This is a genomic window from Candidatus Endoriftia persephonae (assembly GCF_023733635.1).
GTDB lineage: Bacteria > Pseudomonadota > Gammaproteobacteria > Chromatiales > Chromatiaceae > Endoriftia > Endoriftia persephonae.
The window spans coordinates 93,990-114,328 of the sequence record NZ_CP090569.1 but is presented as its reverse complement, the minus strand read 5'-3'; the positions used below and the strand labels follow the sequence as shown (position 1 = coordinate 114,328).

General features: G+C 59.3%; 17 protein-coding genes. 9 read left to right on the top strand and 8 right to left on the bottom strand.

What is annotated here, in order from left to right; translation table 11 throughout:
- Nucleotides 1–512: 512 nt before the first annotated feature.
- The 6 genes from L0Y14_RS00520 to leuS form a co-directional block, all read right to left on the bottom strand.
- Nucleotides 513–1,196 carry a bacteriohemerythrin gene (locus L0Y14_RS00520; protein WP_005964482.1) on the bottom strand — a complete coding sequence of 228 codons (684 nt, stop codon included), beginning with the start codon at nucleotides 1,194–1,196 and terminating at the stop codon, nucleotides 513–515.
- A gap of 165 nt (nucleotides 1,197–1,361) precedes the next feature.
- Entirely contained in the window at nucleotides 1,362–2,750 is a 1,389-nt protein-coding gene (locus L0Y14_RS00515) for a cbb3-type cytochrome c oxidase subunit I (protein ID WP_006475871.1), read from the bottom strand.
- A gap of 15 nt (nucleotides 2,751–2,765) precedes the next feature.
- On the bottom strand, nucleotides 2,766–3,212 hold the full coding sequence (locus tag L0Y14_RS00510; RefSeq protein WP_057957077.1) for a c-type cytochrome: 447 nt from the start codon (nucleotides 3,210–3,212) through the stop codon (nucleotides 2,766–2,768).
- Between the two features lie 477 nt (nucleotides 3,213–3,689).
- Complete coding sequence (holA, locus tag L0Y14_RS00505) at nucleotides 3,690–4,709, bottom strand: DNA polymerase III subunit delta (protein WP_005966796.1); 1,020 nt, start codon at nucleotides 4,707–4,709, stop codon at nucleotides 3,690–3,692.
- Between the two features lie 6 nt (nucleotides 4,710–4,715).
- Nucleotides 4,716–5,210 (bottom strand): LPS-assembly lipoprotein LptE, encoded by a 495-nt coding sequence (locus L0Y14_RS00500; protein WP_006475812.1) that lies wholly within the window; start codon nucleotides 5,208–5,210, stop codon nucleotides 4,716–4,718.
- Nucleotides 5,211–5,286: 76 nt separating this feature from the next.
- Nucleotides 5,287–7,881: a leucine--tRNA ligase gene (gene leuS, locus L0Y14_RS00495; RefSeq protein WP_006475813.1), complete on the bottom strand. Its 2,595-nt coding sequence runs from the start codon at nucleotides 7,879–7,881 to the stop codon at nucleotides 5,287–5,289.
- Nucleotides 7,882–8,043: 162 nt separating this feature from the next.
- On the opposite strand from leuS, the gene L0Y14_RS00490 reads away from it, so the two are divergent.
- Nucleotides 8,044–8,565: a zinc ribbon-containing protein gene (locus L0Y14_RS00490; RefSeq protein WP_006475814.1), complete on the top strand. Its 522-nt coding sequence runs from the start codon at nucleotides 8,044–8,046 to the stop codon at nucleotides 8,563–8,565.
- Between the two features lie 116 nt (nucleotides 8,566–8,681).
- Here the strand turns inward: L0Y14_RS00490 and L0Y14_RS00485 are convergent, their stop codons facing one another.
- A complete protein-coding gene (locus L0Y14_RS00485) occupies nucleotides 8,682–9,920 on the bottom strand; it encodes a glycosyltransferase (protein WP_006475815.1) in 1,239 nt (412 codons plus the stop codon).
- Nucleotides 9,921–10,393: 473 nt separating this feature from the next.
- On the opposite strand from L0Y14_RS00485, the gene L0Y14_RS00480 reads away from it, so the two are divergent.
- The 8 genes from L0Y14_RS00480 to yihA all read left to right on the top strand — a co-directional run bounded on the left by L0Y14_RS00480 (nucleotide 10,394) and on the right by yihA (nucleotide 17,246).
- Nucleotides 10,394–10,741, top strand: a complete 348-nt coding sequence (locus tag L0Y14_RS00480; RefSeq protein WP_006475816.1) for a hypothetical protein — start codon at nucleotides 10,394–10,396, stop codon at nucleotides 10,739–10,741.
- A 42-nt stretch (nucleotides 10,742–10,783) separates the two neighbouring features.
- Nucleotides 10,784–12,040 (top strand): 6-phosphofructokinase, encoded by a 1,257-nt coding sequence (locus L0Y14_RS00475; protein WP_251859235.1) that lies wholly within the window; start codon nucleotides 10,784–10,786, stop codon nucleotides 12,038–12,040.
- 188 nt (nucleotides 12,041–12,228) lie between these two features.
- Nucleotides 12,229–14,262 carry a sodium-translocating pyrophosphatase gene (locus L0Y14_RS00470; RefSeq protein WP_005966429.1) on the top strand — a complete coding sequence of 678 codons (2,034 nt, stop codon included), beginning with the start codon at nucleotides 12,229–12,231 and terminating at the stop codon, nucleotides 14,260–14,262.
- A gap of 170 nt (nucleotides 14,263–14,432) precedes the next feature.
- Complete coding sequence (ppa, locus tag L0Y14_RS00465; RefSeq protein WP_005966427.1) at nucleotides 14,433–14,981, top strand: inorganic diphosphatase; 549 nt, start codon at nucleotides 14,433–14,435, stop codon at nucleotides 14,979–14,981.
- A 35-nt stretch (nucleotides 14,982–15,016) separates the two neighbouring features.
- Nucleotides 15,017–15,547, top strand: coding sequence for a metallophosphoesterase family protein (locus L0Y14_RS00460; protein WP_005966424.1), 531 nt, complete (start codon nucleotides 15,017–15,019; stop codon nucleotides 15,545–15,547).
- Between the two features lie 14 nt (nucleotides 15,548–15,561).
- The gene (moaC, locus tag L0Y14_RS00455; protein ID WP_005966422.1) at nucleotides 15,562–16,041 is read left to right on the top strand and encodes a cyclic pyranopterin monophosphate synthase MoaC; all 480 of its coding nucleotides are present in this window, start codon (nucleotides 15,562–15,564) and stop codon (nucleotides 16,039–16,041) included.
- Between the two features lie 97 nt (nucleotides 16,042–16,138).
- Nucleotides 16,139–16,591 carry a bacteriohemerythrin gene (locus tag L0Y14_RS00450; protein WP_005966420.1) on the top strand — a complete coding sequence of 151 codons (453 nt, stop codon included), beginning with the start codon at nucleotides 16,139–16,141 and terminating at the stop codon, nucleotides 16,589–16,591.
- A 49-nt stretch (nucleotides 16,592–16,640) separates the two neighbouring features.
- Nucleotides 16,641–17,246, top strand: coding sequence for a ribosome biogenesis GTP-binding protein YihA/YsxC (gene yihA, locus L0Y14_RS00445; protein ID WP_006475181.1), 606 nt, complete (start codon nucleotides 16,641–16,643; stop codon nucleotides 17,244–17,246).
- A gap of 356 nt (nucleotides 17,247–17,602) precedes the next feature.
- On the opposite strand, the gene polA is transcribed toward yihA, so the two are convergent.
- Nucleotides 17,603–20,302 (bottom strand): DNA polymerase I, encoded by a 2,700-nt coding sequence (gene polA, locus L0Y14_RS00440; protein WP_006475180.1) that lies wholly within the window; start codon nucleotides 20,300–20,302, stop codon nucleotides 17,603–17,605.
- Between the last annotated feature and the right edge of the window lie 37 nt (nucleotides 20,303–20,339).

Below are 20,339 nucleotides of genomic sequence, written 5' to 3'. Positions count from 1 at the left end.
GGAGTTCCACTTTGATATGAGTCAAACCGAACTTTTTGGAGCGAAGCGACAACCTTCCGATCACATCATGACCAGCTGTATGGCTATCGATGGCTAGCCGCTATTTATCGCGAAAAAACAGTATATTGGCGGCTTTTAATGCTTAATCGGCGGTAGTGGCTTTGATATGAGGGGCCACTCTGAAGCAGAGTGCTGTTCGCATTAATCGATCTTTTATTCCCACTTTTATTGACTCGCATCAACTAAAGGGGACAGGCTCACCATTGCGCATGGCTGCTTCTGCTTTACTGTTGGGATACAACAACTGCTTTTGGCAGAGATATATCAGATTCGCCCACTATACTTATGCACAGAATTGTTGCTTGACCGCCTATATCAAGGCAATCGATAAAGCTGAAAGTGGCGTTTGAATTGCAGCCACACACGATCTGCATAGCCAACGCCAAAGCTCCCCATAAAAAAAACGCCCCTTGCGGAGCGTCTTATCGAAGCACAGCCGTATTTGTGCGGGCTTAGTAGACGCCTCTCTCATTCAAAAAAGAGGAGTACTGCTTGTCTGTCCCATTGATATGCTTGATCAACCACCCCTGAAGATAGAGCACTACCCCTTCCAGGGCTTCATGCCCTTTCTCCTCGTACTGCCGCACAAAAGAGTCCACCTCAGCAATCATCGCCCTGTGCTGCTCAACATGGCCATTAAAATCGGGGTAGTCGTACTTCTGCATCAAGCTCTCTTCGTTCTTGAAATGGTATTTTGTGTAGTCCACCAGCGCCTTCAGCGCCTGCTGCTCAAACTCCTCCCCCATATGGTACTTATACGCGGCTTGAAATTTATTCAGCAACTCAATCAATCTTCGGTGCTCATCGTCTATCTGGGCGATTCCGACGCTATAGCTCTCTTTCCAGACCAGTTGATCCGCCTGCGCTGCACGCTTATAGATAACTGGTATCGCAATCAGGATTGCGATCAATACCCAGGAGACCGGGTTATCAAAGCCAAACAAAAAACCCATGCCGGCGGCAACGACCAAGAGGGCCATAATGACGGCTAACATAAGTGGCTTAAGATTTTTCATATAAAAACACCATTGGAATTCAGACAGATTTTTGCTGCGCTCTATTTCGACCTGATGATCGTCGCATGCGCTGGGCGGATTCTGCAAACCATTCTGCAGTGCTGCAAAAGGATCGACCAAACCATTATAGATGCGGTCCCTGATCCAGGTGTGATTTTATAGAGTGACAATCTGTATTCTCCGCTCCACCAACAAACCGCTCCATACGCTGAACATAAAAAAGGCCGGCACAAAGTGCCGGCCTTGAGCTGAGGCATTACGCCTCTCTGGGGGGGATTCGCCTAATCAGTCGGCGACCACCGCCTCCGGCTCATCCTGACCCACGAAGAAGCTGGCGATGTAGATCACCAGACCGACCAGGAAGACCAGGCCGGCGACCTCACGCAGCCAGTAGAAGAGCTCGATCTTATCCTGCACCGCCATGAACGGCAGCGGGTTGTCGCCCATCCGCTGCAGGTAGGCCTGCAGGATGCCCGCGCCGGTCAGGAACAGCGTGATGAACACCATCGAGATCGTCATCAGCCAGAACGACCACATCTCCAGTATCTGCGATTTGGCCGGGTTGGCCGCATTCCGCCCACGCAGCAGCGGCATGGCGTAGGAGATCATGGTCAGGTTAATCATCACGTAGGCGCCGTAGAAGGCCATGTGACCATGCGCTGCGGTGATCTGCGTACCGTGAGTGTAGTAGTTCACCGGCGACAGAGTGTGCAGGAAGCCCCACACGCCAGCACCGAGGAACGCCATCACTGCAGTACCCAACGCCCACAACACGGCTGCCTTGTTGGGGTGCTCACGACGCCGCTTGTTAACCATGTTGAAGGCAAATACCGTCATCATGAAGAAGGGAATCGGCTCCATCGCGGAGAAGATTGAACCCCACCACTGCCAGTACTCGGGGGTACCGATCCAGTAGAAATGATGGCCGGTGCCGATGATGCCGGTGATCAGAACCATCGCGATGATGATGTAGAGCCACTTCTCGATCACCTCGCGATCGACGCCGGTGGTCTTGATCAGCACAAAGGCGAGGATGGAACCGAGGATCAGCTCCCACACGCCCTCAACCCACAGATGCACAACCCACCACCAGAAGAACTTATCCAGCACCAGGTTGACGGGATTGTAGAAGGCGAACAGGAAGAACACGGCCAGACCGGTCAGACCCATCATCAGCACCAGATTGACCACGGTCTTGCGACCCTTGAGGATGGTCATGCCGATGTTGAAGAGGAAGGCCAGTGCGACAATGACGATGCCAATCTTGGTGATCGTCGGCTGCTCCAGGAACTCACGTCCCATGGTGGGCAGCAACTCGTTCATGGTCAGATCCGCCAGGGTCGAGTAGGGCACCAGCAGGTAGCCGGCTACCGTCAGGCCCGCGGCCACCAGGAAGATCCAGAACATCAGCGTCGCCAGCCAGGGCGCAAACAGTTCCGTCTCCGCCTCTTCCGGCACCAGATAGTAGGCGGCGCCCATGAAGGCCATCAGCATCCACACGATGAGGGCGTTAGTGTGGACCATGCGGGCCACGTTGAACGGAATCTCCGGAAACAGAAAGTCACCGACGACATACTGCAGACCCATGATCAGGCCAAACAGAATCTGCGCTGCAAACAGCGCGATGGCCGCGATAAAATAGAGCTTCGCAACCGATTGTGATTGATACTTCATCGTTATCCTCTCCCCTTAACCCTGGATATTCGGCGGCCAGCCGGCGGTATTGATTCCAGACGCATACTTCAGGAATTCAGCCAGGGCAGACAGCTCTTCATCACTGAAGTTGAACTGCGGCATGCTGCGGCGACCGGGAATACCGTCCTTGGGACGACTGGCGATAAAGCCTTTGATCGCATCGGTCGAATTACCAAAGCGTTGATAGACGTTACCCAGCTCAGGCGCAAAGTAGGCGCCCTCCCCCAGCAGCGTGTGACAGCCAATGCAGTCGTTCTTCTCCCAGAGCGCCTTGCCCATGGCGATCTGCGGACCGAGCTCGCCTTCGAGGGCGGCGCGGTTATCGCGATTGGGCAGCTGGCCCATCGAGTCGAACGTCAGGGCGAGAAATAGTAGAAAGAAAAACGCGGTTCCACCATAAAAGATGTTACGCGCCATTGTTTTTGTGAAGGCCTCGGCCATGGGAATGCTCCTCTTCCGGGTATAGGATGGCAGCTACATTAGAAAACGATGATGCATGCTCCAGCATTGACCTTGATCAAAGGTCATACAGCGGATCTGACTCGCTTCCAGGGTTCAGCGAATTTGGGCGAATCAAGCAATATCACTCGAAAAAGTGGTGCCGGATGAAGTGATCGAACTTATTAAGGAGTCTCTGATTAAGTCTGGACGAAGTGGATTCGTGATTCAGAATGTTCAGACTCAAGGCGCAAATTGCATCTAAAGCTATCGCTCCCTGCTCACGTTCCGTCCCTACATCCCTGTCGGGGATAGCTGGCTATTGCGAACGACTGCATGGATGCAGGAGGTAGAGCACGCATGGGCAATTGACGAGATTTACAACGCAGCAGCTGGATATTCTGGACACAAGATTACGAGCTCATGACTTGATCAGAGGCTACTTAAACAGGCCATCTCTCATCCAGACAGCTCCACAGGCTATTTCAGCGCCGAGGTATTCACTCCAGCGATTCCCAGCGCCACATCCTGCAACCGCAGCCAGGCATCCTTTTTTTCCAGCCCCTTGATCACCCTGTCGATACCAGCGCAATCGATAAGGAGCCGACGCCAGACTGCCGCCCGTCGCTTCAGTCCCTTGCGCATCAGTGGCTTGCGCTTCTCCCATACGCGTTGTGCGGCCATCACACTATCGACTGAACGCCCCTGCTCGACCATCGCCGCCATCTCCGCCAACGCCCGAATCTCCCGCGCCAGCGCCCACAACACCACCGGCGCCACCACCCCCTCTGCCTGCAGGTGTTCCAGCATGCGCAGACCACGGCCCGCCTCTCTGGCAAGCAGAGCATCCACCAAGCCAAACACATCAAAGCGGGCACTGTCGGCCACTGATTCGGCAAGCTGCTCCTGATCCACAACCCCAGGACCATGCAGCAGCAACAGCTTCTCGATCTCCTGCTTGGCGGCAAGCAGATTGCCCTCAATCCGCTCAGACAGCATCTCCACCACACCGGGCTCCGGCGTCAGCCCCACATCCCGCAAGCGCCGCTCCAGCCAGGGTAGCAGCCGCTGCCCTTCAATCGGCCAGATCAGCACCAGCACGCCCAGCCGCTCGACCCCTTTTACCCACTTACTATTCTGCTGGGCTCGGTCGAGCTTGGGGGCGGTGATCAACAGCAGGGTGTCGGGGGGGGGATCAGCCAGATAGGCGCTGATCGCTTTGGAGCCTGGGGTGCCGATCTTTGAACTCGACAGGCGTAGATCGAGGAGCCGCTTATCGCCAAACAGAGAGAGGCTCTGCCCCGCCTCAAGCAGCTGATTCCAGTCGAAACCCGGGCCAACCTCCAACAACTCACGCTCACTGAAGCCCTGAGACCTAGCCGTCTGACGCACCTGATCCGCCGCCTCGCCCAATTGCAGTGGCTCATCACCGCTCAGCAGATAGACCGGAGCCAGCGACTTGTTCAGTTGGGCCGGCAGCTGATCGTTGCGCAGACGCATCAGCGGCTAGAGCCGGGCCTGCAGATGGCGCAGGATCTGTCCAGCCAGGTTGCGCCGCATCTCCTGCTGCACCAACGCCGCCTCATTGCGTCGCCCCAGCTCTTCGGTGCCGCTGTAGATCAGCTGGCGCAGCACCTGCAGACTCTGGGGTTCGATCCGCTGCTCGCCTGTTGCTGCAGTCACCTGGTACTCCACTGTCAGTTTGAGCTCATACTCCAGCGCTTTGCCGTTGGCATCCACCGACAGGGCTCGGTACTCGATCTGATCCTTCAGCACCTGCAGATGGTGTCTCGCCGCTGCTTCGCTGGCAGCCAGCTTCGCACCGGAGGCGCTCAGCTCCTGACGCAGCATGGCTGCCAGGCTGGTGCGGCCAGCATCCCCCTGGATGTAGAGTCCATCCAGATTCGGCGTTGCCTGCTGGTAGCCCTTGAGATGGAAGCCGCAGCCGCTCAGCAGCAAGACAAGCACTACCCACAGGACAATCCGGTAATGACGTTTCATTGAGATCTATCCATCCTCACCATGCTGAACTTCAATCATCCGTAGGAGCACCGCTTGCGGCGCTCCTACTGCCAGATCACTTGGCAACTATGTTCACCAACTTGTTGGGCACCACGATCACCTTGCGCACCGTCGCCTCGCCGATGAACTTCTGCACGTTGTCATTGGCCATCGCAGCCACCTCGACAGCTGCCTTATCGGCATCGGCGGGCACCTGGATCTTCGCCCGCACCTTGCCATTGACCTGCACCACATACTGAATGCTCTCCTGCTTCAGCGCCGCCTCGTCAACCCGCGGCCAGCCGGCAGCGAGGATATCGTCACCGTAACCCAATCCGCGCCAGAGGTGGTGGGAGATGTGGGGGGCGATGGGGCCAAGCAGGCGCAGCACGATGCTGAGGCCTTCGTGCAACACCACCCGATCAACCGCCTCGTCGCCCAGCTTGTAGAGGCTGTTGACGATGGTCATGCAGGCGGAGACCACCGTGTTGAACTGCTGTCGGTCGAAGTCGTAGAGCGCCTTCTTCAGCGTCTCGTGCAGCTCGCGGCGGGCATCTTTCTGTGCATCTCCCAGCACGAGATCGGAGTCATTGGACGCTTCAGCGTCCAACGACTCCAATCCCTTTTGTGCCAGCGCCCAGAGGCGTTTAAGAAAACGAAAGGAGCCCTCCACCCCCTCGTCGTTCCATTCCAGAGACTGGTCTGGCGGTGAGGTGAACATGGTGTAGAGACGCACCGTGTCAGCACCGTAACGGTCGATTAGGGTCTGCGGATCAACACCGTTGTTCTTCGACTTCGACATCTTCTCGATGCCGCCGATCTCCACCGGCTGACCGTCAGCGGCAAACTTCGCACTGAGTGGACGCCCCTTCTCGTCTCGCTCCACCTCGACCTCTGCCGGGTTGTACCAGTGCTTGGCGCCGCTGGCTTCGTCGCGGTAGTAGGTGTCAGCCACCACCATGCCCTGGGTCAGCAGGTTGCGGAACGGCTCGTTACTATTTATCAGCCCCGCATCCCTGAGCAGCTTGTGGTAGAAGCGAGCGTAGAGCAGGTGCAGCACCGCGTGTTCGATGCCGCCCACATAGTGGTCGACTGGCAGCCAATAGTCGGCCCGCTCGTCGAGCATGGTCTCGGCGCCGGGGCAAGTGTAACGGGCGTAGTACCAGCTCGACTCCATGAAGGTATCGAAGGTATCGGTCTCGCGCCGCGCCGCGCCGCCGCATTCGGGGCAGCTGCATTTGGCGAATTCGGCATCGGCCTTGATCGGGTTAATGGTGTTCTCGTCGTAGACGATATCTTCCGGCAGAACCACCGGCAGATCCTCGAGAGGCACCGGCACAATACCGCACTTCTCGCAGTGGATCATCGGGATCGGCGTGCCCCAGTAGCGCTGGCGGGAGACCCCCCAGTCGCGCAGGCGGAAGTTCTTGGTCTTCTCCCCCTTGTCACGCGCCTGCAGCCACTCGGCGATGGCGTCGAAGGCCGCCTCGGAAGTAAGGTCGTTGAAGGGGCCAGAGTCTTTGAGTACACCCTTGTCGGTGTAGGCGGCGGCCTGAATATCGACCTGTGAACCATCCGCAGGGTGGATCACCTGCTTGATCGGGATGCCGTACTTGCGGGCGAAAGCGTGGTCACGCTCATCGTGGGCAGGCACGGCCATGACGGCACCTGTACCGTAACTCATCAGCACGAAGTTGGCCGCGTAGATCGGCACCGGCTCGCCGCTCACCGGGTGGATGGCGTTGATGCCGAGCGGCATGCCCTTTTTCTCGATGGTCTCCAGATCCGCCTCGGAGGTGCCGCCCTGGCGGCACTCGTCGATGAAGGCGGTCAGCTCTGGGTTGCCTTCGGCGGCCTGCAGTGCGAGTGGGTGCTCACCAGCAACCGCCACGTAGGTAACGCCCATGAGGGTGTCGGGGCGGGTGGTGAAGATGGTGAGAGTTTCGTCAGAGGTGGCGCTCTCAATACCGAACTCCATCTTCACGCCGTAGGAGCGGCCGATCCAGTTGCGCTGCATGGTACGCACTTGGTCGGGCCAGCCTTCCAGGTTGTCGATCTCATCCAGTAGTTCGTCGGCGTAGTCAGTGATCTTGATGAACCACTGGGGGATCTCACGGCGTTCCACCAGCGCCCCGGAGCGCCAGCCGCGACCGTCGATCACCTGCTCGTTGGCGAGCACCGTCTGGTCCACCGGATCCCAGTTGACTACCGCGTTCTTGCGGTAGACCAGACCTTTTTTATAGAGCTCGGTGAAGAGCCACTGCTCCCATTTGTAGTAGTCGGGCTTACAGGTGGCCAGTTCGCGATCCCAGTCGTAGCCAAAGCCGAGACGCTTCAGCTGGCCCTTCATGTAGTCGATATTGTCGTAGGTCCAGGCCGCCGGTGCCGCCCGGTTCTTGCGCGCTGCGTTCTCCGCCGGCAGGCCGAAGGCGTCCCAGCCCATCGGTTGCAGAACGTTCTTGCCCTGCATCCGCTGGTAGCGGGCGATCACATCGCCAATGGTGTAGTTGCGCACATGGCCCATATGCAACTTGCCGCTCGGATAGGGGAACATGGAGAGACAGTAAAACTTCTCCTTCGCCGGATCTTCACTGACGGTGAAGCTCTTTTTGCGCTCCCAGTGGGACTGGACGGCCGCCTCGATCGCGGCGGGATCGTAATTTTTCTGCATGATCGGGTCTGAATTCTGTCAACAACGGGGGAATCGCGGAAGCATACCCCAGCGACGCCCAATCCTGAAGCCGTTGCCCGCCGGATTTGCCATCCGCCAGCTTTGATCCATTATTCTATAGAAGTATGATGACAAAAGGGCTGCCCGCCCGGGGAGAGAGTAATGACAGATTCAGGTAACAAGGCCCCACTCGACCGGCTCACCGAGGCCTATGAGAAGATGCTTGAACAGGTTCACGATGCCTACGAAGTCACTAGGGAGAGCGCCCTACCCGGACTCAAGGAGTATCTGTCGGATGCCCGAGAGAAGGTGGTGGAACTGGGCGAACTGACCCGCGAGGAGGCAGACAAGGTGGCTGGCTATATCGAACGGGACATCAAGGACGCAGCCCACTATCTGCACGATACTGGCGAGCAGATCTCCACCTGGTGGCGCTTCGATCTGCACCAAGTGGAAGAGCGGATCGCCGAGACGTTCAGCAAGGTCGCTGACCAGACCAGGCTGGAGTTGGGCAAACTGGCGAAGCGGGCCGAACAGGCATCCACCTACCACACCGGCGAGATCACCGGCCCCGGTACCCTAGTCTGCACCAACTGCGGCAAGCAGATGCACTTCCGCAAGGCGGGCCACATCCCACCCTGCCCAGGCTGCCGCAGAACCGAGTTCAAGCGCTCAGAGGAATAGCCCGGACGGCGTATCAGGAGGGGTTGGAGTCAATTCGCCACCCCTATTATCTATTTCATTGTCAGTGCGCGAATTGACTCCAACCCCTGGCGGCTCAAGCCCGACCGACAGCGACCCTATTCGCTGGCTGGGGTAGTAGCCTGCATCAGGGTCTCGAACTCACGCTGCCACTTGCCCGCCACAGCATCCACGCTGGAGTAGTCGATGGATGCCTGGCGGGCGTTGCTGGAAAATCGCTGCCACATTTCAGCATCGCTGAGCAGCGCATCGATGTGTTTCGCGTAGCCGTCGATGTCGTCAGGATCGACCACAAAGCCGTTGTTCTCACTGTCGGCCAGATCGGCCAGGTCGCCCACATCGCCCACCACCGGCACCACACCCGACATCATCGCCTCGATCATCGCAATCGACAGCCCCTCCCAGCGCGAGGTAAGACCGAACACCCTGGCCTTGGCGAGCAGATCGGGGACATCGCTGCGCTTGCCCATGAAGTCGATGCGCTCACGCACCCCCAGCTCATCAGCCAGCGCCTCCAACTCGGCCCGATCAGGGCCATCGCCTACCATCGCCACCCGCATCTCGGGGTGGTTCTGTGCGACCTTGGCCACCACCCGCACAAAGCGGTCAGGGCGTTTGTATTCGCAGAGTCGGCCCACTGAGATCAGATCGATTTCGCGCTCGTCAAAACCGACGCTGTCGGCCGGCGCCGCCATGCTGCCAGTGATGATCGCCATCTGTCGCTGGTAACCCAGCTCACGCACATAGGCCTCCGCCTTACGCCCGCGCACGATCACCAGATCAAACTCACGGGTCGCTGCGTGCACCGCCTTCTCGATCGACTTGGAGGGCCCACCGAGTGCGGTCAGCACCACATTCTCGGCATTCCAGCCGCCGCCCTCCAGCTCCAGCGGACCAGAGGTGACCTGAAAACCAGCGGGGCGATTGAACAAGCGCGCCGCGATCAGGGCGATGATCGCGGAGGGGAAGATGTGGTAGCCCATGTAGAGGTCAGGCCTGTGACGAAAACCGCAGACGATCGACCAGACAAACTTGGCGCCGGCACGGCTCAGCAGCTTCTGCATCAACTGCGGCGGGCATTCGTAGACGACCCCGTCCATCGGCGCCACCATCTCGTCGGTGATCAGCACCACCTCATCGACTCCCGATTTAGTGAGCGGGGTCAGGTGGGCGTGGAACCAGTTGGGGTTATGAAAGGTGCCGATCACCAGGATCCTGCCAGAGCGCTTCCAGCCACCACCACCGCGCCGTGGAATCAGCTTGGAGAAGAGCACACTCGCCCAGTAGACGAGGAAGAGCACGACTGTTGCAACGATCCTGCGCAGCTGTTTTTTCATCGGCCAGACAATCCTTAATTATTAGTCCGGCAATCCTTTACCTCGTATCGTAGGTTCGGCTTTCGCCGAACAAGTCCAACTGATACCCAAAGGGCTCAACGAGTCGGGCCTACACACGATCTATTTGGCTGCCGGGTTAATATTATGGGGAGGCGCGGCGATGCCAGCACCAAGCCAGACCTGCAGCTCTCCCTACCCTTGAAATAAAACGCTTGGAGTATGCCGCCGTGCCACCCCTTTGCCAACATCGATGCACCTAAACGAGAAACGCGGCGCTTTACGCACCAATCAGCAACGGGACCGCCGATAATTAACAAAATCCATGCCGCCATCCAAGTTTTGGATTAGCCGCCGCAACACAGCTTCGGTAAGCTCAGACACATTTCACCTTAGAGTCGGCAAGACGCCTATCCCAAAATACCCTGTTTTGGATTAAGCTTCGGCGCCGAGCAACTGACTGCAGACCGAATCCCATGCTGGAAATCCCAGACATTACCGACACCGAACACTGGACCCTCGAGACCACCCTGAAAGAGCGCTACGGCCACAAGGTGGAGATCCAGCTGGCCGACGCCGAGATCCGCCTAACTCCCTCTGACAAGGAGCTCACCAGCTGCCCGGTGATCGTCTGGATCGAAGAGGGCTGCAACTTCGTGGTGTTCAAGACTGGCGACCGCAAATACCGCTGCCAGTTCTTCTACCGCGGCTATCAGCAGTACGGCACCGGCGTACACGAATACGACGACCTCACCGAATGCATCGTCTCGCTGCTGCAGACCCAGGCCGACTACGAAGCCAAAGAGCGCGGCGACCTTAAATAACCAAACCCAAGTTACTGTTTCAATCAACAGGGAGTCATCTCCATGACAGCAAAGAATGCCTTCTACGCCCAATCCGGCGGTGTAACCGCCGTGATCAACTCATCCGCCTGTGGCGTGATCGAGACCTGCCGCAAGCACTCAGACAAGATCGCCAACGTCTATGCCGGTCGCAACGGCATCATCGGTGCCCTGACCGAAGACCTGATCGACACCAATCAGGAGTCCGCTGAAGACATCGCCGCGCTGAAGACCACCCCCTCTGGTGGTTTTGGCTCCTGCCGCTTCAAGCTGAAGAGCCTGGAAGACAACAAGCGCGAATACGAGCGTCTGATCGAGGTCTTCAAGGCCCACAACATCGGCTACTTCTTCTACAACGGTGGCGGCGACTCCGCTGACACCTGCTACAAGGTCTCCCAGCTCTCCGAGAAGATGGGCTATCCGGTGCAGGCGATCCATGTGCCGAAGACTGTCGACAACGACCTGCCGATCACCGACAACTGCCCCGGCTTCGGCTCGGTGGCCAAGTACATCGCCGTCTCCACACTGGAGGCCTCCTACGACGTACGCTCGATGGCCGCCACCTCCACCAAGATCTTCGTCATCGAGGTGATGGGGCGTCACGCTGGCTGGATCGCCGCTGCCGGCGCCCTGGTCGAGGACTACGGTATTCCGGTCGTGACCTTGTTCCCGGAGATCGAGTTCGACAAGGAGAAGTTCCTCGCCGCGGTCGACGCCAAGGTGAAGGAACATGGCTACTGCACCGTCTGCGTCTCCGAGGGCGCACACTGGCCCGATGGCACCTTCCTCGCCGAGCAGGGCACCCGCGACTCCTTCGGTCACGCCCAGCTAGGTGGCGCGGCGCCGATCGTCGCCAACATGATCAAGGACGCCCTGGGCCACAAGTTCCACTGGGCGGTAGCCGACTACCTGCAGCGTGCAGCACGTCACCTGGCCTCCGAGTCCGATGTCGCGCAGGCCTACGCCCTGGGCCAGGCCGCGGTCGAAAAGGCTCTGGAAGGCAAGAACTCGATCATGCCCACCGTGGTACGTGAGTCTTCCTCTCCCTACAAGTGGAGCATCGGCGAGGCCCCCCTGAGCGAGGTCGCCAACGTCGAGAAGATGATGCCGATGGACTTCATCTCCGAAGATGGCTTCGGTATCACCGACAAGTGCAAAGAGTACCTCTACCCGCTGATCAAGGGCGAGGCCTACCCCGAGTATGACGACAACGGCATGCCCAAGTACGTCACCATGAAGGGAGCTGCGGTACCGAAAAAGCTGGCAGAGTTCGATCTGTAAACTCCAACCAACCAAAGGGGAGCCATCCAGCTCCCCTTTTTTCTGTCTGTTTGATCCTGATCAATGCTGAACTAATTGAGAATATTAGAGAGTATTGAGCTTCTGTCTTTTGGGCAGACCAACAGTTCTAACCACTATTCCGCAATACAAAACATTACCGATTTTTTACTTGTTATGAGGACTGCACCGTGAGCACTGAACTTATCTTCGCCCTGGCCTGCGCCGCTGCCGCACTAGCCTATGGGTTTGTATCCGTCAAATGGATACTCGCACAGCCGGAAGGCAACGAGCGCATGCGTGAGATCGCCGCTGCCATACAGGAGGGCGCCAGCGCCTATCTTAACCGCCAGTACACCGCCATCGGTATCGTCGGCGCTGTTATGCTCGTCGTTCTTTGGGCTGCCCTGGGTGCGGCCACTGCAATCGGCTTCGCCATCGGTGCAGTCTTCTCTGGTGCCGCCGGCTATATCGGCATGAACATCTCGGTACGTGCCAACCTACGCACCGCAGAGGCCGCCAATAACGGCCTCAACGCCGCACTGCAGGTCGCCTTCCGCGGTGGCGCCATCACTGGCATGCTGGTTGTCGGCTTGGGTCTGCTGGGTGTGGCCGGTTACTATGCCATCCTCAGTCAGATGGGCGTCACCGACAGCGACGCACTGCACGCTCTGGTCGGTCTCGCCTTCGGCGGCTCGCTGATCTCCATCTTCGCCCGTCTCGGCGGCGGCATCTTCACCAAGGGTGCGGATGTGGGTGCCGACATCGTCGGCAAGGTTGAGGCAGGCATCCCCGAGGACGATCCACGCAACCCGGCAGTTATCGCCGACAACGTGGGTGACAACGTGGGTGACTGCGCCGGCATGGCAGCCGACCTGTTCGAGACCTACGCGGTAACCGTGGTCGCCACCATGCTGCTGGGCAGTCTGCTGGTCGCCGGCAACAGCGCCGCTGCCATCACCTATCCGCTGGTACTGGGTGGCGTCTCCATCATCGCCTCCGTGATCGGCACCTACTTCGTCAAGGCAAATGAGGGCGACACCAAGATCATGATCGCGCTCTACAAGGGGCTGGCGGTCGCCGGCGTCATCGCCGCGGTGGCCTTCTACTTCGTCACCGACTACATGATGAAAGACGTGATTATCGAAGGCGTGACCAACCCGACCATGGCACTCTTCGGTTCCGCCATGATAGGACTCGTGTTGACCGCCGCGATGGTGGTGATCACCGAGTACTACACCGCCACCGAGTTTAGCCCGGTGCGGCACATCGCTGAAGCCTCCACCACCGGTGACGGCACCAACGTGATCGCTGGTCTGGGCGTCTCCATGAAGTCCACCGCCGCTCCGGTACTCGCCGTGTGCGCTTCGATCTGGGGTGCCTACGACCTGGCTGGCCTCTACGGCATCGCCGTGGCCGCCACCTCGATGCTCTCCATGACCGGCATCATTGTCGCCCTCGACGCCTACGGCCCGATCACCGACAACGCCGGTGGTATTGCCGAGATGGCTGAGCTAGACGAGAAGATCCGCAACATCACCGATCCGCTGGATGCCGTGGGTAACACCACCAAGGCGGTGACCAAGGGCTACGCCATCGGTTCCGCCGGTCTGGCCGCGCTGGTGCTCTTTGCCGACTTCACCCACAGCCTGGACTCTGCCGGCAAGCTGGTCAGCTTTGACCTCTCCAACCACATGGTCATCATCGGTCTCTTTATCGGTGGTCTGGTGCCTTACCTGTTCGGTGCGATGGCGATGGAAGCCGTGGGCCGCGCTGCTGGCGGTATCGTCAACGAGGTTCGTCGCCAGTTCCGCGAGATGCCAGGCATCATGGACCACAGCCAGAAACCAGACTACTCCAAGGCCGTGGACATGCTGACCAAGGCCGCCATCAAGGAGATGATCATCCCCTCCCTGCTGCCCATCGCGGTGCCAGTGATCGTCGGTCTGACCCTGGGTGCCCAGGCACTGGGTGGCCTGCTGATCGGCACCATCGTGACTGGCCTGTTCGTCGCCATCTCCATGACCACCGGCGGTGGCGCATGGGATAACGCCAAGAAGTATATCGAGGATGGCCACTTCGGCGGCAAGGGCTCCGATGCTCACAAGGCAGCGGTTACCGGTGACACCGTAGGCGACCCCTACAAAGACACCGCCGGCCCTGCCGTCAACCCGCTGATCAAGATCATCAACATCGTGGCACTCCTAATCGTGCCGCTGATCTGATCCCACTCTGGGGCGCTCTGCGCCCACGCTATAGAGAGAGGCCGGCTTTGCCGGCCTCTTTTTTTCTCCGCTGAAACCCTTTCACTCAAAGGGCTTAATCCTCCCCACCCTGGTACCCGGACAAAGAGGCTGCGTATAATGGCGACTTTATAAATTTAAAGGACGCTAATATGAACCTGGACAGAGTCAGCTCCGGCGCCAATGTCCCTAACGACATCAATGTCATTATCGAGATTCCGGCGCACTCCGACCCAGTCAAATATGAGCTGGATAAGGAGACCGGTGCGATGTTTGTCGACCGCTTCATGTCCACCGCCATGCACTACCCCTGCAACTACGGCTATGTGCCGCACACCCTGTCGAAGGATGGCGACCCGGTCGACGTGCTGGTGCTCACCCCCTATCCACTGATCTCCGGCTCGGTAATCAAGTGCCGCCCGATTGGCGTGCTCAAGATGAAGGACGAATCGGGAGACGATGCCAAGATACTGGCCGTGCCGGTCGACAAGCTCTGCAAAAGCTACCGCTCGGTGCAGACCTTCCGCGACCTGTCTGGCGAGGTGCTGAATCGCATCTCCCATTTCTTCGAGCACTACAAGGATCTGGACGAAGGTAAGTGGGTGCGCGTCGACGGCTGGTACGGCCTCGATGAGGCAAAGGCAGAGATCATGGAGAGTGTGCAACTGTATAAGGATGCACCTGAAAAACCCAATTTCTAAGGCCTACACGCAGCGCTCCCACGATCACCACCAATATGAAAGTCTGCATCCTCTCCGATAGCCACGACCACATCCCGCTGCTCGACGCCGCGGTGGCAGAAGCCAAGAGCCAGGGCGCCGAGGCGGTGCTGCACTGTGGCGACGTAGTCGCTCCAAGCACCCTCAACTGCCTCGCCAAGCATGATCTACCGGTGCATGTCATCCACGGCAACAACAGCGGCGACCTCTACACCCTGGGGCGACTTGCCAACCAGCCCAACACCCACATCCACTACCATGGCATGGATGCTGGAGTGGAACTGGCCGGCAAGCGGATCTTCCTGGTCCACTATCCTCACTACGCCCGTGCCATGGCCGCCACCGGCGACTGGGATCTGGTCTGCTGCGGTCACAGCCACAAGCTCAAATTCGAGGAGCTGGCCAACATCAAGGGCGGCACCACCCCGCTGATCAACCCCGGCACCATCGGCGGCGTCGGCCGCGCCCCTGCCACCTACGTGATGGCCGACCTGGAGAGCATGCAGTTCGAGGTGCGTGAGGTCGCCAAGTCGCTTGAACATCTGTAAACCGAGTAACCAGCATGTCTGACCTGACCCACTTCAACGCAGCCGGCGAGGCCCATATGGTCGATGTCGGCGACAAATCGGTCACCCACCGGGTGGCCGTCACTGAAGGCCGCATCAGCATGCTGCCCGAGACCCTCGCGCTGATCATGCAGGGCGGCCACAAGAAGGGCGACGTACTCGGCATCGCTCGTGTCGCTGGTATCATGGCCGCGAAGAAGACTGCCGACCTGGTGCCGCTATGCCACCCGCTGGCGCTCACCAAGGTCAATATCGAGCTGAGCGCCGAACCCGAGAGCACTAGCGTCTACTGTCAGAGCCGGGTCGAAACCCGCGGCCAGACCGGCGTCGAGATGGAGGCGCTGTGCGCCACCCAAGTGGCACTGCTAACCATCTATGATATGTGCAAGGCGGTCGACCGCGGCATGACCATCGACCAGGTGCGCCTGTTGGAGAAGGCCGGCGGGAAATCGGGGCACTGGAGACGAGAAGATTGACCCAGATCGCCAGGAGCCGTGAAACACGGGGCAATTCACACACTTTTATCGACTTTTAGGCCAAAATATCCCACAAAACTGGTCTGAGGAGAGAACAATGGCTGCCTTTGTAGAGTGGTCCGATACCCTGAGTGTCGGCATCGAAGAGATCGACGCGCAGCACAAGGTGCTGGTCGATATGATCAACCGGATGCATGATGCAATCCACAAACGCCAGGGAAGCGAAGTTGTTAAAGAGATTCTCGGTGAACTGGCGGACTACACCCGCATCCACTTCGCCGTTGAAGAGAGTCTGATGCGCATCCTCAACTATCCTGGTTACGACGCACACAAGGAGATTCACGAGGAGTTGCTCGGGCACGTCATCGAGCTGGTGGAGAAGGTCGAATCGGGCAAGACCGCGATCGGCTTCGAACTGATGCACTTCCTCAAGACCTGGCTCACCAAGCACATCATGGAGGAAGATATGCAATACACCGCACACTTCCTTGCCGCCGGCGCTAACCCCCGCGTAACAAAAAAATCCTGGATCAAAAAGCTTTGGGGATAGCCCCACTCCGGGCGTCTGCCGACGCTCGGGCCGTCCCCCCTGAAAACCTATGAATCCCTTCTACCACCGGGCACGCTTTCTCAAGAGCGCGGCCAAACTCAGTCAGGCACCAGCCGACCAGGGCATTGAAGTCGCCTTCGCCGGGCGCTCCAACGCCGGCAAGTCGAGCGCGCTCAACCTGCTCTGCAACCAGAAGAGCCTGGCGCGCACCTCCAAGACCCCCGGTCGCACCCAGCTGCTTAACTTCTTCGGCCTTGACGAGCAGCGCCGCCTGGTCGACCTACCTGGCTACGGCTACGCTAAGGTCGCTGAACAGGTCAAGACGATCTGGCAGAGCGCCTTGGCCGACTACATTGCCCAACGGGAGTGCCTGCGTGGACTGATATTGATGATGGATGTCCGCCATCCGCTAAAGAAGTTCGATATCCAGATGCTCGAATGGAACATCCACCACGGCCTGCCGACCCACATCCTGCTAACCAAGGCGGACAAACTGAAGCCCGGTGCGGCGCAGCGCACCCTGCGCAGCGTGCAGGAGGAGCTGGCGGAATTCCCCGAAATCACGCTGCAGCTCTTCTCCTCCCTCAAACGCCAGGGCATCGACGAGGCTCACGAAGTGCTGGATATCTGGTTTGATCTGCCCGTAAAGGGATAACCCGCCACACAAAAGAAAGCCCCGACAGCTCAAAGGGGAAAAAGCTGTCGGGGCTAGATGACTCCCCAGATGGGGTCACCGGGGAGTTCGGGCCGCCTTAGGAGGGGCCGGCCCTGTCGTCATGACTAAACGCTATGACCCGGCAAAAACAGATAAGTTCACTCGAATATTGCATTCTGCCAATTAGCTGCCTGAAGGCGGCCATCACCGTCTCAATCAGCAGCGCGACCAATACCTCGAGGATCAACTAGTTCGAACAGGCCGAACCAGAGTGCGGCCACCGCAATCACTGCATAGACCAGCATGCCAGTCCGCGACTGCGCTGGAACAGACTCACCCTCTTCGCACCCGTTGCCTTAGTGGGCCTCATCCCAGTTATCACCGATCCCTACCTCCACCAGCAGCGGCACCGCCAGCTCAGCCGCTGACTCCATACAATCACGCAGGTGCTGGCAGGCCGTTTCGAGAAAGCTCTCCTGCACCTCCAGCACCAGCTCGTCGTGGACCTGCATCAGCAGCCGCAGCGGCGGCCGATCTGCCTCGATCCAGCCATCCACCGCCAACATCGCACGCTTGATGATGTCCGCCGCGGTACCCTGCATCGGTGCATTGATCGCGGTGCGCTCCGCTGCGCCGCGGCGTGGCCCGCGGGCCTTGATATCGGGCAGATAGAGGCGCCGGCCAAACAGGGTCTCCACGTAACCCTGCTCACGGGCCTGCTCACGGGTGCGTTCCATGTAGGCCGCTACCCCAGGGTAGCGAGCAAAGTAGAGGTCCACATACTCCTGCGCCTCGCTCCGCTCAATCCCCAACTGCTTGGCCAGACCGAAGGCCGACATGCCGTAGATCAGGCCGAAGTTGATCGCCTTGGCGGAGCGACGCTGCTCACTGGTGACCGCATCCAGGCTCTCACCAAATACCTCGGCGGCGGTAGCACGATGGATATCCTTGCCCTCGGCAAATGCCTGCAGCAGGCCCGCGTCGCCAGAGAGGTGCGCCATGATGCGCAGCTCGATCTGCGAGTAGTCCGCCGCCACCATCTTCCAGCCAGGCTCGGGCACAAACGCCTGGCGGATACGCCGCCCCTCCGTGCTGCGTACCGGGATATTCTGCAGGTTGGGATCGGAAGAGGAGAGTCGTCCGGTGGCGGCCACCGCCTGATGGTAGGAGGTGTGGACCCGGCCGCTATCCGGATCGACCATCTCCGGCAGCTTGTCGGTATAGGTGGATTTGAGCTTGGCCAAGCCACGATGACGCAGGATCAGCGCCGGCAGCTCATGGCCCTGATCCGCCAGCTCCTGCAACACCGACTCGGCGGTGGATGGCGCCCCTTTCGGCGTCTTGGCGATCACCGGCAGCCCCAGCTCCTCGAAGAAGATATGGCCGATCTGCTTCGGCGAGGCCATGTTGAAGCTGTGCCCGGCAAGCTCATGGGCCTGCTGCTCCAGCTGGTGCATGCCCTGCGCCAACTCCTGGCTCTGCGCCTTCAGCATCACACTGTCGATGCGCACCCCGTTGCGCTCGATGCGTGACAGTACCGGCACCAGCGGCACCTCCAGATCGGTGGTGAGGCTCGCCAGAGTCGGCTCGGCCTGCAGCCTCGGCCAGAGGGTCTGGTGCAGACGCAGGGTGATATCCGCATCCTCCGCCGCGTAGGGGGCGGCGCTCTCCAGCGGGATCTGATCGAAGGTGAGCTGCTTCTTGCCCTTGCCCGCGACATCCTCGAAGTGGATGGTGTCGTAATGTAGATACTTCTTCGCCAGCGAGTCCATGTCGTGGCGACTGGCGGTAGAGTCGAGCACATAGGACTCGAGCATGGTGTCGAAAGCGATGCCGCGCAGCTCGATGCCGTAGCGGGCCAGCACGCTCATATCGTATTTGAGGTTCTGCCCGACCTTCTTCTGCTCAGGATCCTCCAGCAGCGGCTTGAGCTGTGCCAGCACCCAGTCACGATCCAGCTGATCCGGCGCCCCCGGGTAGCGGTGCGCCAGCGGCAGATAGGCGGCCCGGCCCGCCTCCACCGCAAATGAGACGCCAACGATCTCCGCCTGCATGTAGTCGAGGCTGGTGGTCTCGGTATCAAAGGCGAATAGCTCAGCCTGTTGCAGTCGCACCAGCCAATCGGCAAGAGCGCTCTTGCTGAAGATCGTCTCATACTCCACCTCAAGCGCCGGCTCGGCCGGCCCCGCCTCAGTGGCCTCCCCAGCCTCCAGGGTCGACAGCAACCGATTCGACTCCATGCGGCTGTAGTGTTGCCGCAATATCTCGCGGTCCGGCTCAGTGGGGCGGTAACCATCCGGCCCCTGCTCCAACGCTACGTCGAGCTTGATGGTGGCGAGCTGGCGCGACAGCGGCAGCTGCTCCAGGCTGGCGCGCAGGTTCTCGCCGATCTTGCCCTTAATCTCATCGGCATGGGCGATCAGGTTGTCCAGGTCGCCATACTGCCCGAGCCACTTGGCGGCGGTCTTGGGGCCGCACTTGGGTACGCCGGGGATATTATCGGCACTGTCGCCCACCAGTGCCAGGTAGTCGATGATCTGCTCCGGGGTGACACCGAACTTCGCCACTACTCCATCCCGGTCGGTATAGCTCTCCGACATAGTGTTGATCAGCGCCACCTGTGCGTTGACCAGCTGCGCCATATCCTTGTCGCCGGTAGAGATCAGGGTCTGCATACCCAGCTGCGCCGCCTGCTGCGCCAGGGTGCCGATCACATCATCCGCCTCAACCCCTGGGATCATCAGCAGCGGTAGCCCCATCGCACGCACAATCTGGTGCAGCGGCTCGATCTGCTGGCGCAACTCCTCCGGCATCGGCGGCCGGTTGGCCTTGTAGTCCGGGTAGAGCTGGTTGCGAAAGCTGCCGCCGGGAGCGTCGAACACCACCGCCATATGCTCTGGCTGGTAGTCATCGATCAATCGCCGCAGCATGTTGATCACACCAACGATCGCGCCGGTCGGTTCGCCTTTTGAATTGGTCAGCGGCGGCAGGGCGTGGAAGGCGCGGAACAGATAGGAGGAACCATCGACAAGGATGAAGGGTTTTTGTTCAGGCATCGGCGCAGGCGTGGTAAGGAAACAGGGGAGAGATGTT

Excerpts from the sequence above, each read along its gene's own strand:
- L0Y14_RS00515 (WP_006475871.1), bottom strand. The coding sequence starts at position 2,750 with ATGAAGTATCAATCACAATCGGTTGCGAAGCTCTATTTTATCGCGGCC.
- L0Y14_RS00510 (WP_057957077.1), bottom strand. The coding sequence starts at position 3,212 with ATGGCCGAGGCCTTCACAAAAACAATGGCGCGTAACATCTTTTATGGT.
- holA (WP_005966796.1), bottom strand. The coding sequence starts at position 4,709 with ATGCGTCTGCGCAACGATCAGCTGCCGGCCCAACTGAACAAGTCGCTG.
- L0Y14_RS00500 (WP_006475812.1), bottom strand. The coding sequence starts at position 5,210 with ATGAAACGTCATTACCGGATTGTCCTGTGGGTAGTGCTTGTCTTGCTG.
- leuS (WP_006475813.1), bottom strand. The coding sequence starts at position 7,881 with ATGCAGAAAAATTACGATCCCGCCGCGATCGAGGCGGCCGTCCAGTCC.
- L0Y14_RS00490 (WP_006475814.1), top strand. The coding sequence starts at position 8,044 with ATGACAGATTCAGGTAACAAGGCCCCACTCGACCGGCTCACCGAGGCC.
- L0Y14_RS00485 (WP_006475815.1), bottom strand. The coding sequence starts at position 9,920 with ATGAAAAAACAGCTGCGCAGGATCGTTGCAACAGTCGTGCTCTTCCTC.
- L0Y14_RS00480 (WP_006475816.1), top strand. The coding sequence starts at position 10,394 with ATGCTGGAAATCCCAGACATTACCGACACCGAACACTGGACCCTCGAG.
- L0Y14_RS00475 (WP_251859235.1), top strand. The coding sequence starts at position 10,784 with ATGACAGCAAAGAATGCCTTCTACGCCCAATCCGGCGGTGTAACCGCC.
- ppa (WP_005966427.1), top strand. The coding sequence starts at position 14,433 with ATGAACCTGGACAGAGTCAGCTCCGGCGCCAATGTCCCTAACGACATC.
- L0Y14_RS00460 (WP_005966424.1), top strand. The coding sequence starts at position 15,017 with ATGAAAGTCTGCATCCTCTCCGATAGCCACGACCACATCCCGCTGCTC.
- moaC (WP_005966422.1), top strand. The coding sequence starts at position 15,562 with ATGTCTGACCTGACCCACTTCAACGCAGCCGGCGAGGCCCATATGGTC.
- L0Y14_RS00450 (WP_005966420.1), top strand. The coding sequence starts at position 16,139 with ATGGCTGCCTTTGTAGAGTGGTCCGATACCCTGAGTGTCGGCATCGAA.
- yihA (WP_006475181.1), top strand. The coding sequence starts at position 16,641 with ATGAATCCCTTCTACCACCGGGCACGCTTTCTCAAGAGCGCGGCCAAA.
- polA (WP_006475180.1), bottom strand. The coding sequence starts at position 20,302 with ATGCCTGAACAAAAACCCTTCATCCTTGTCGATGGTTCCTCCTATCTG.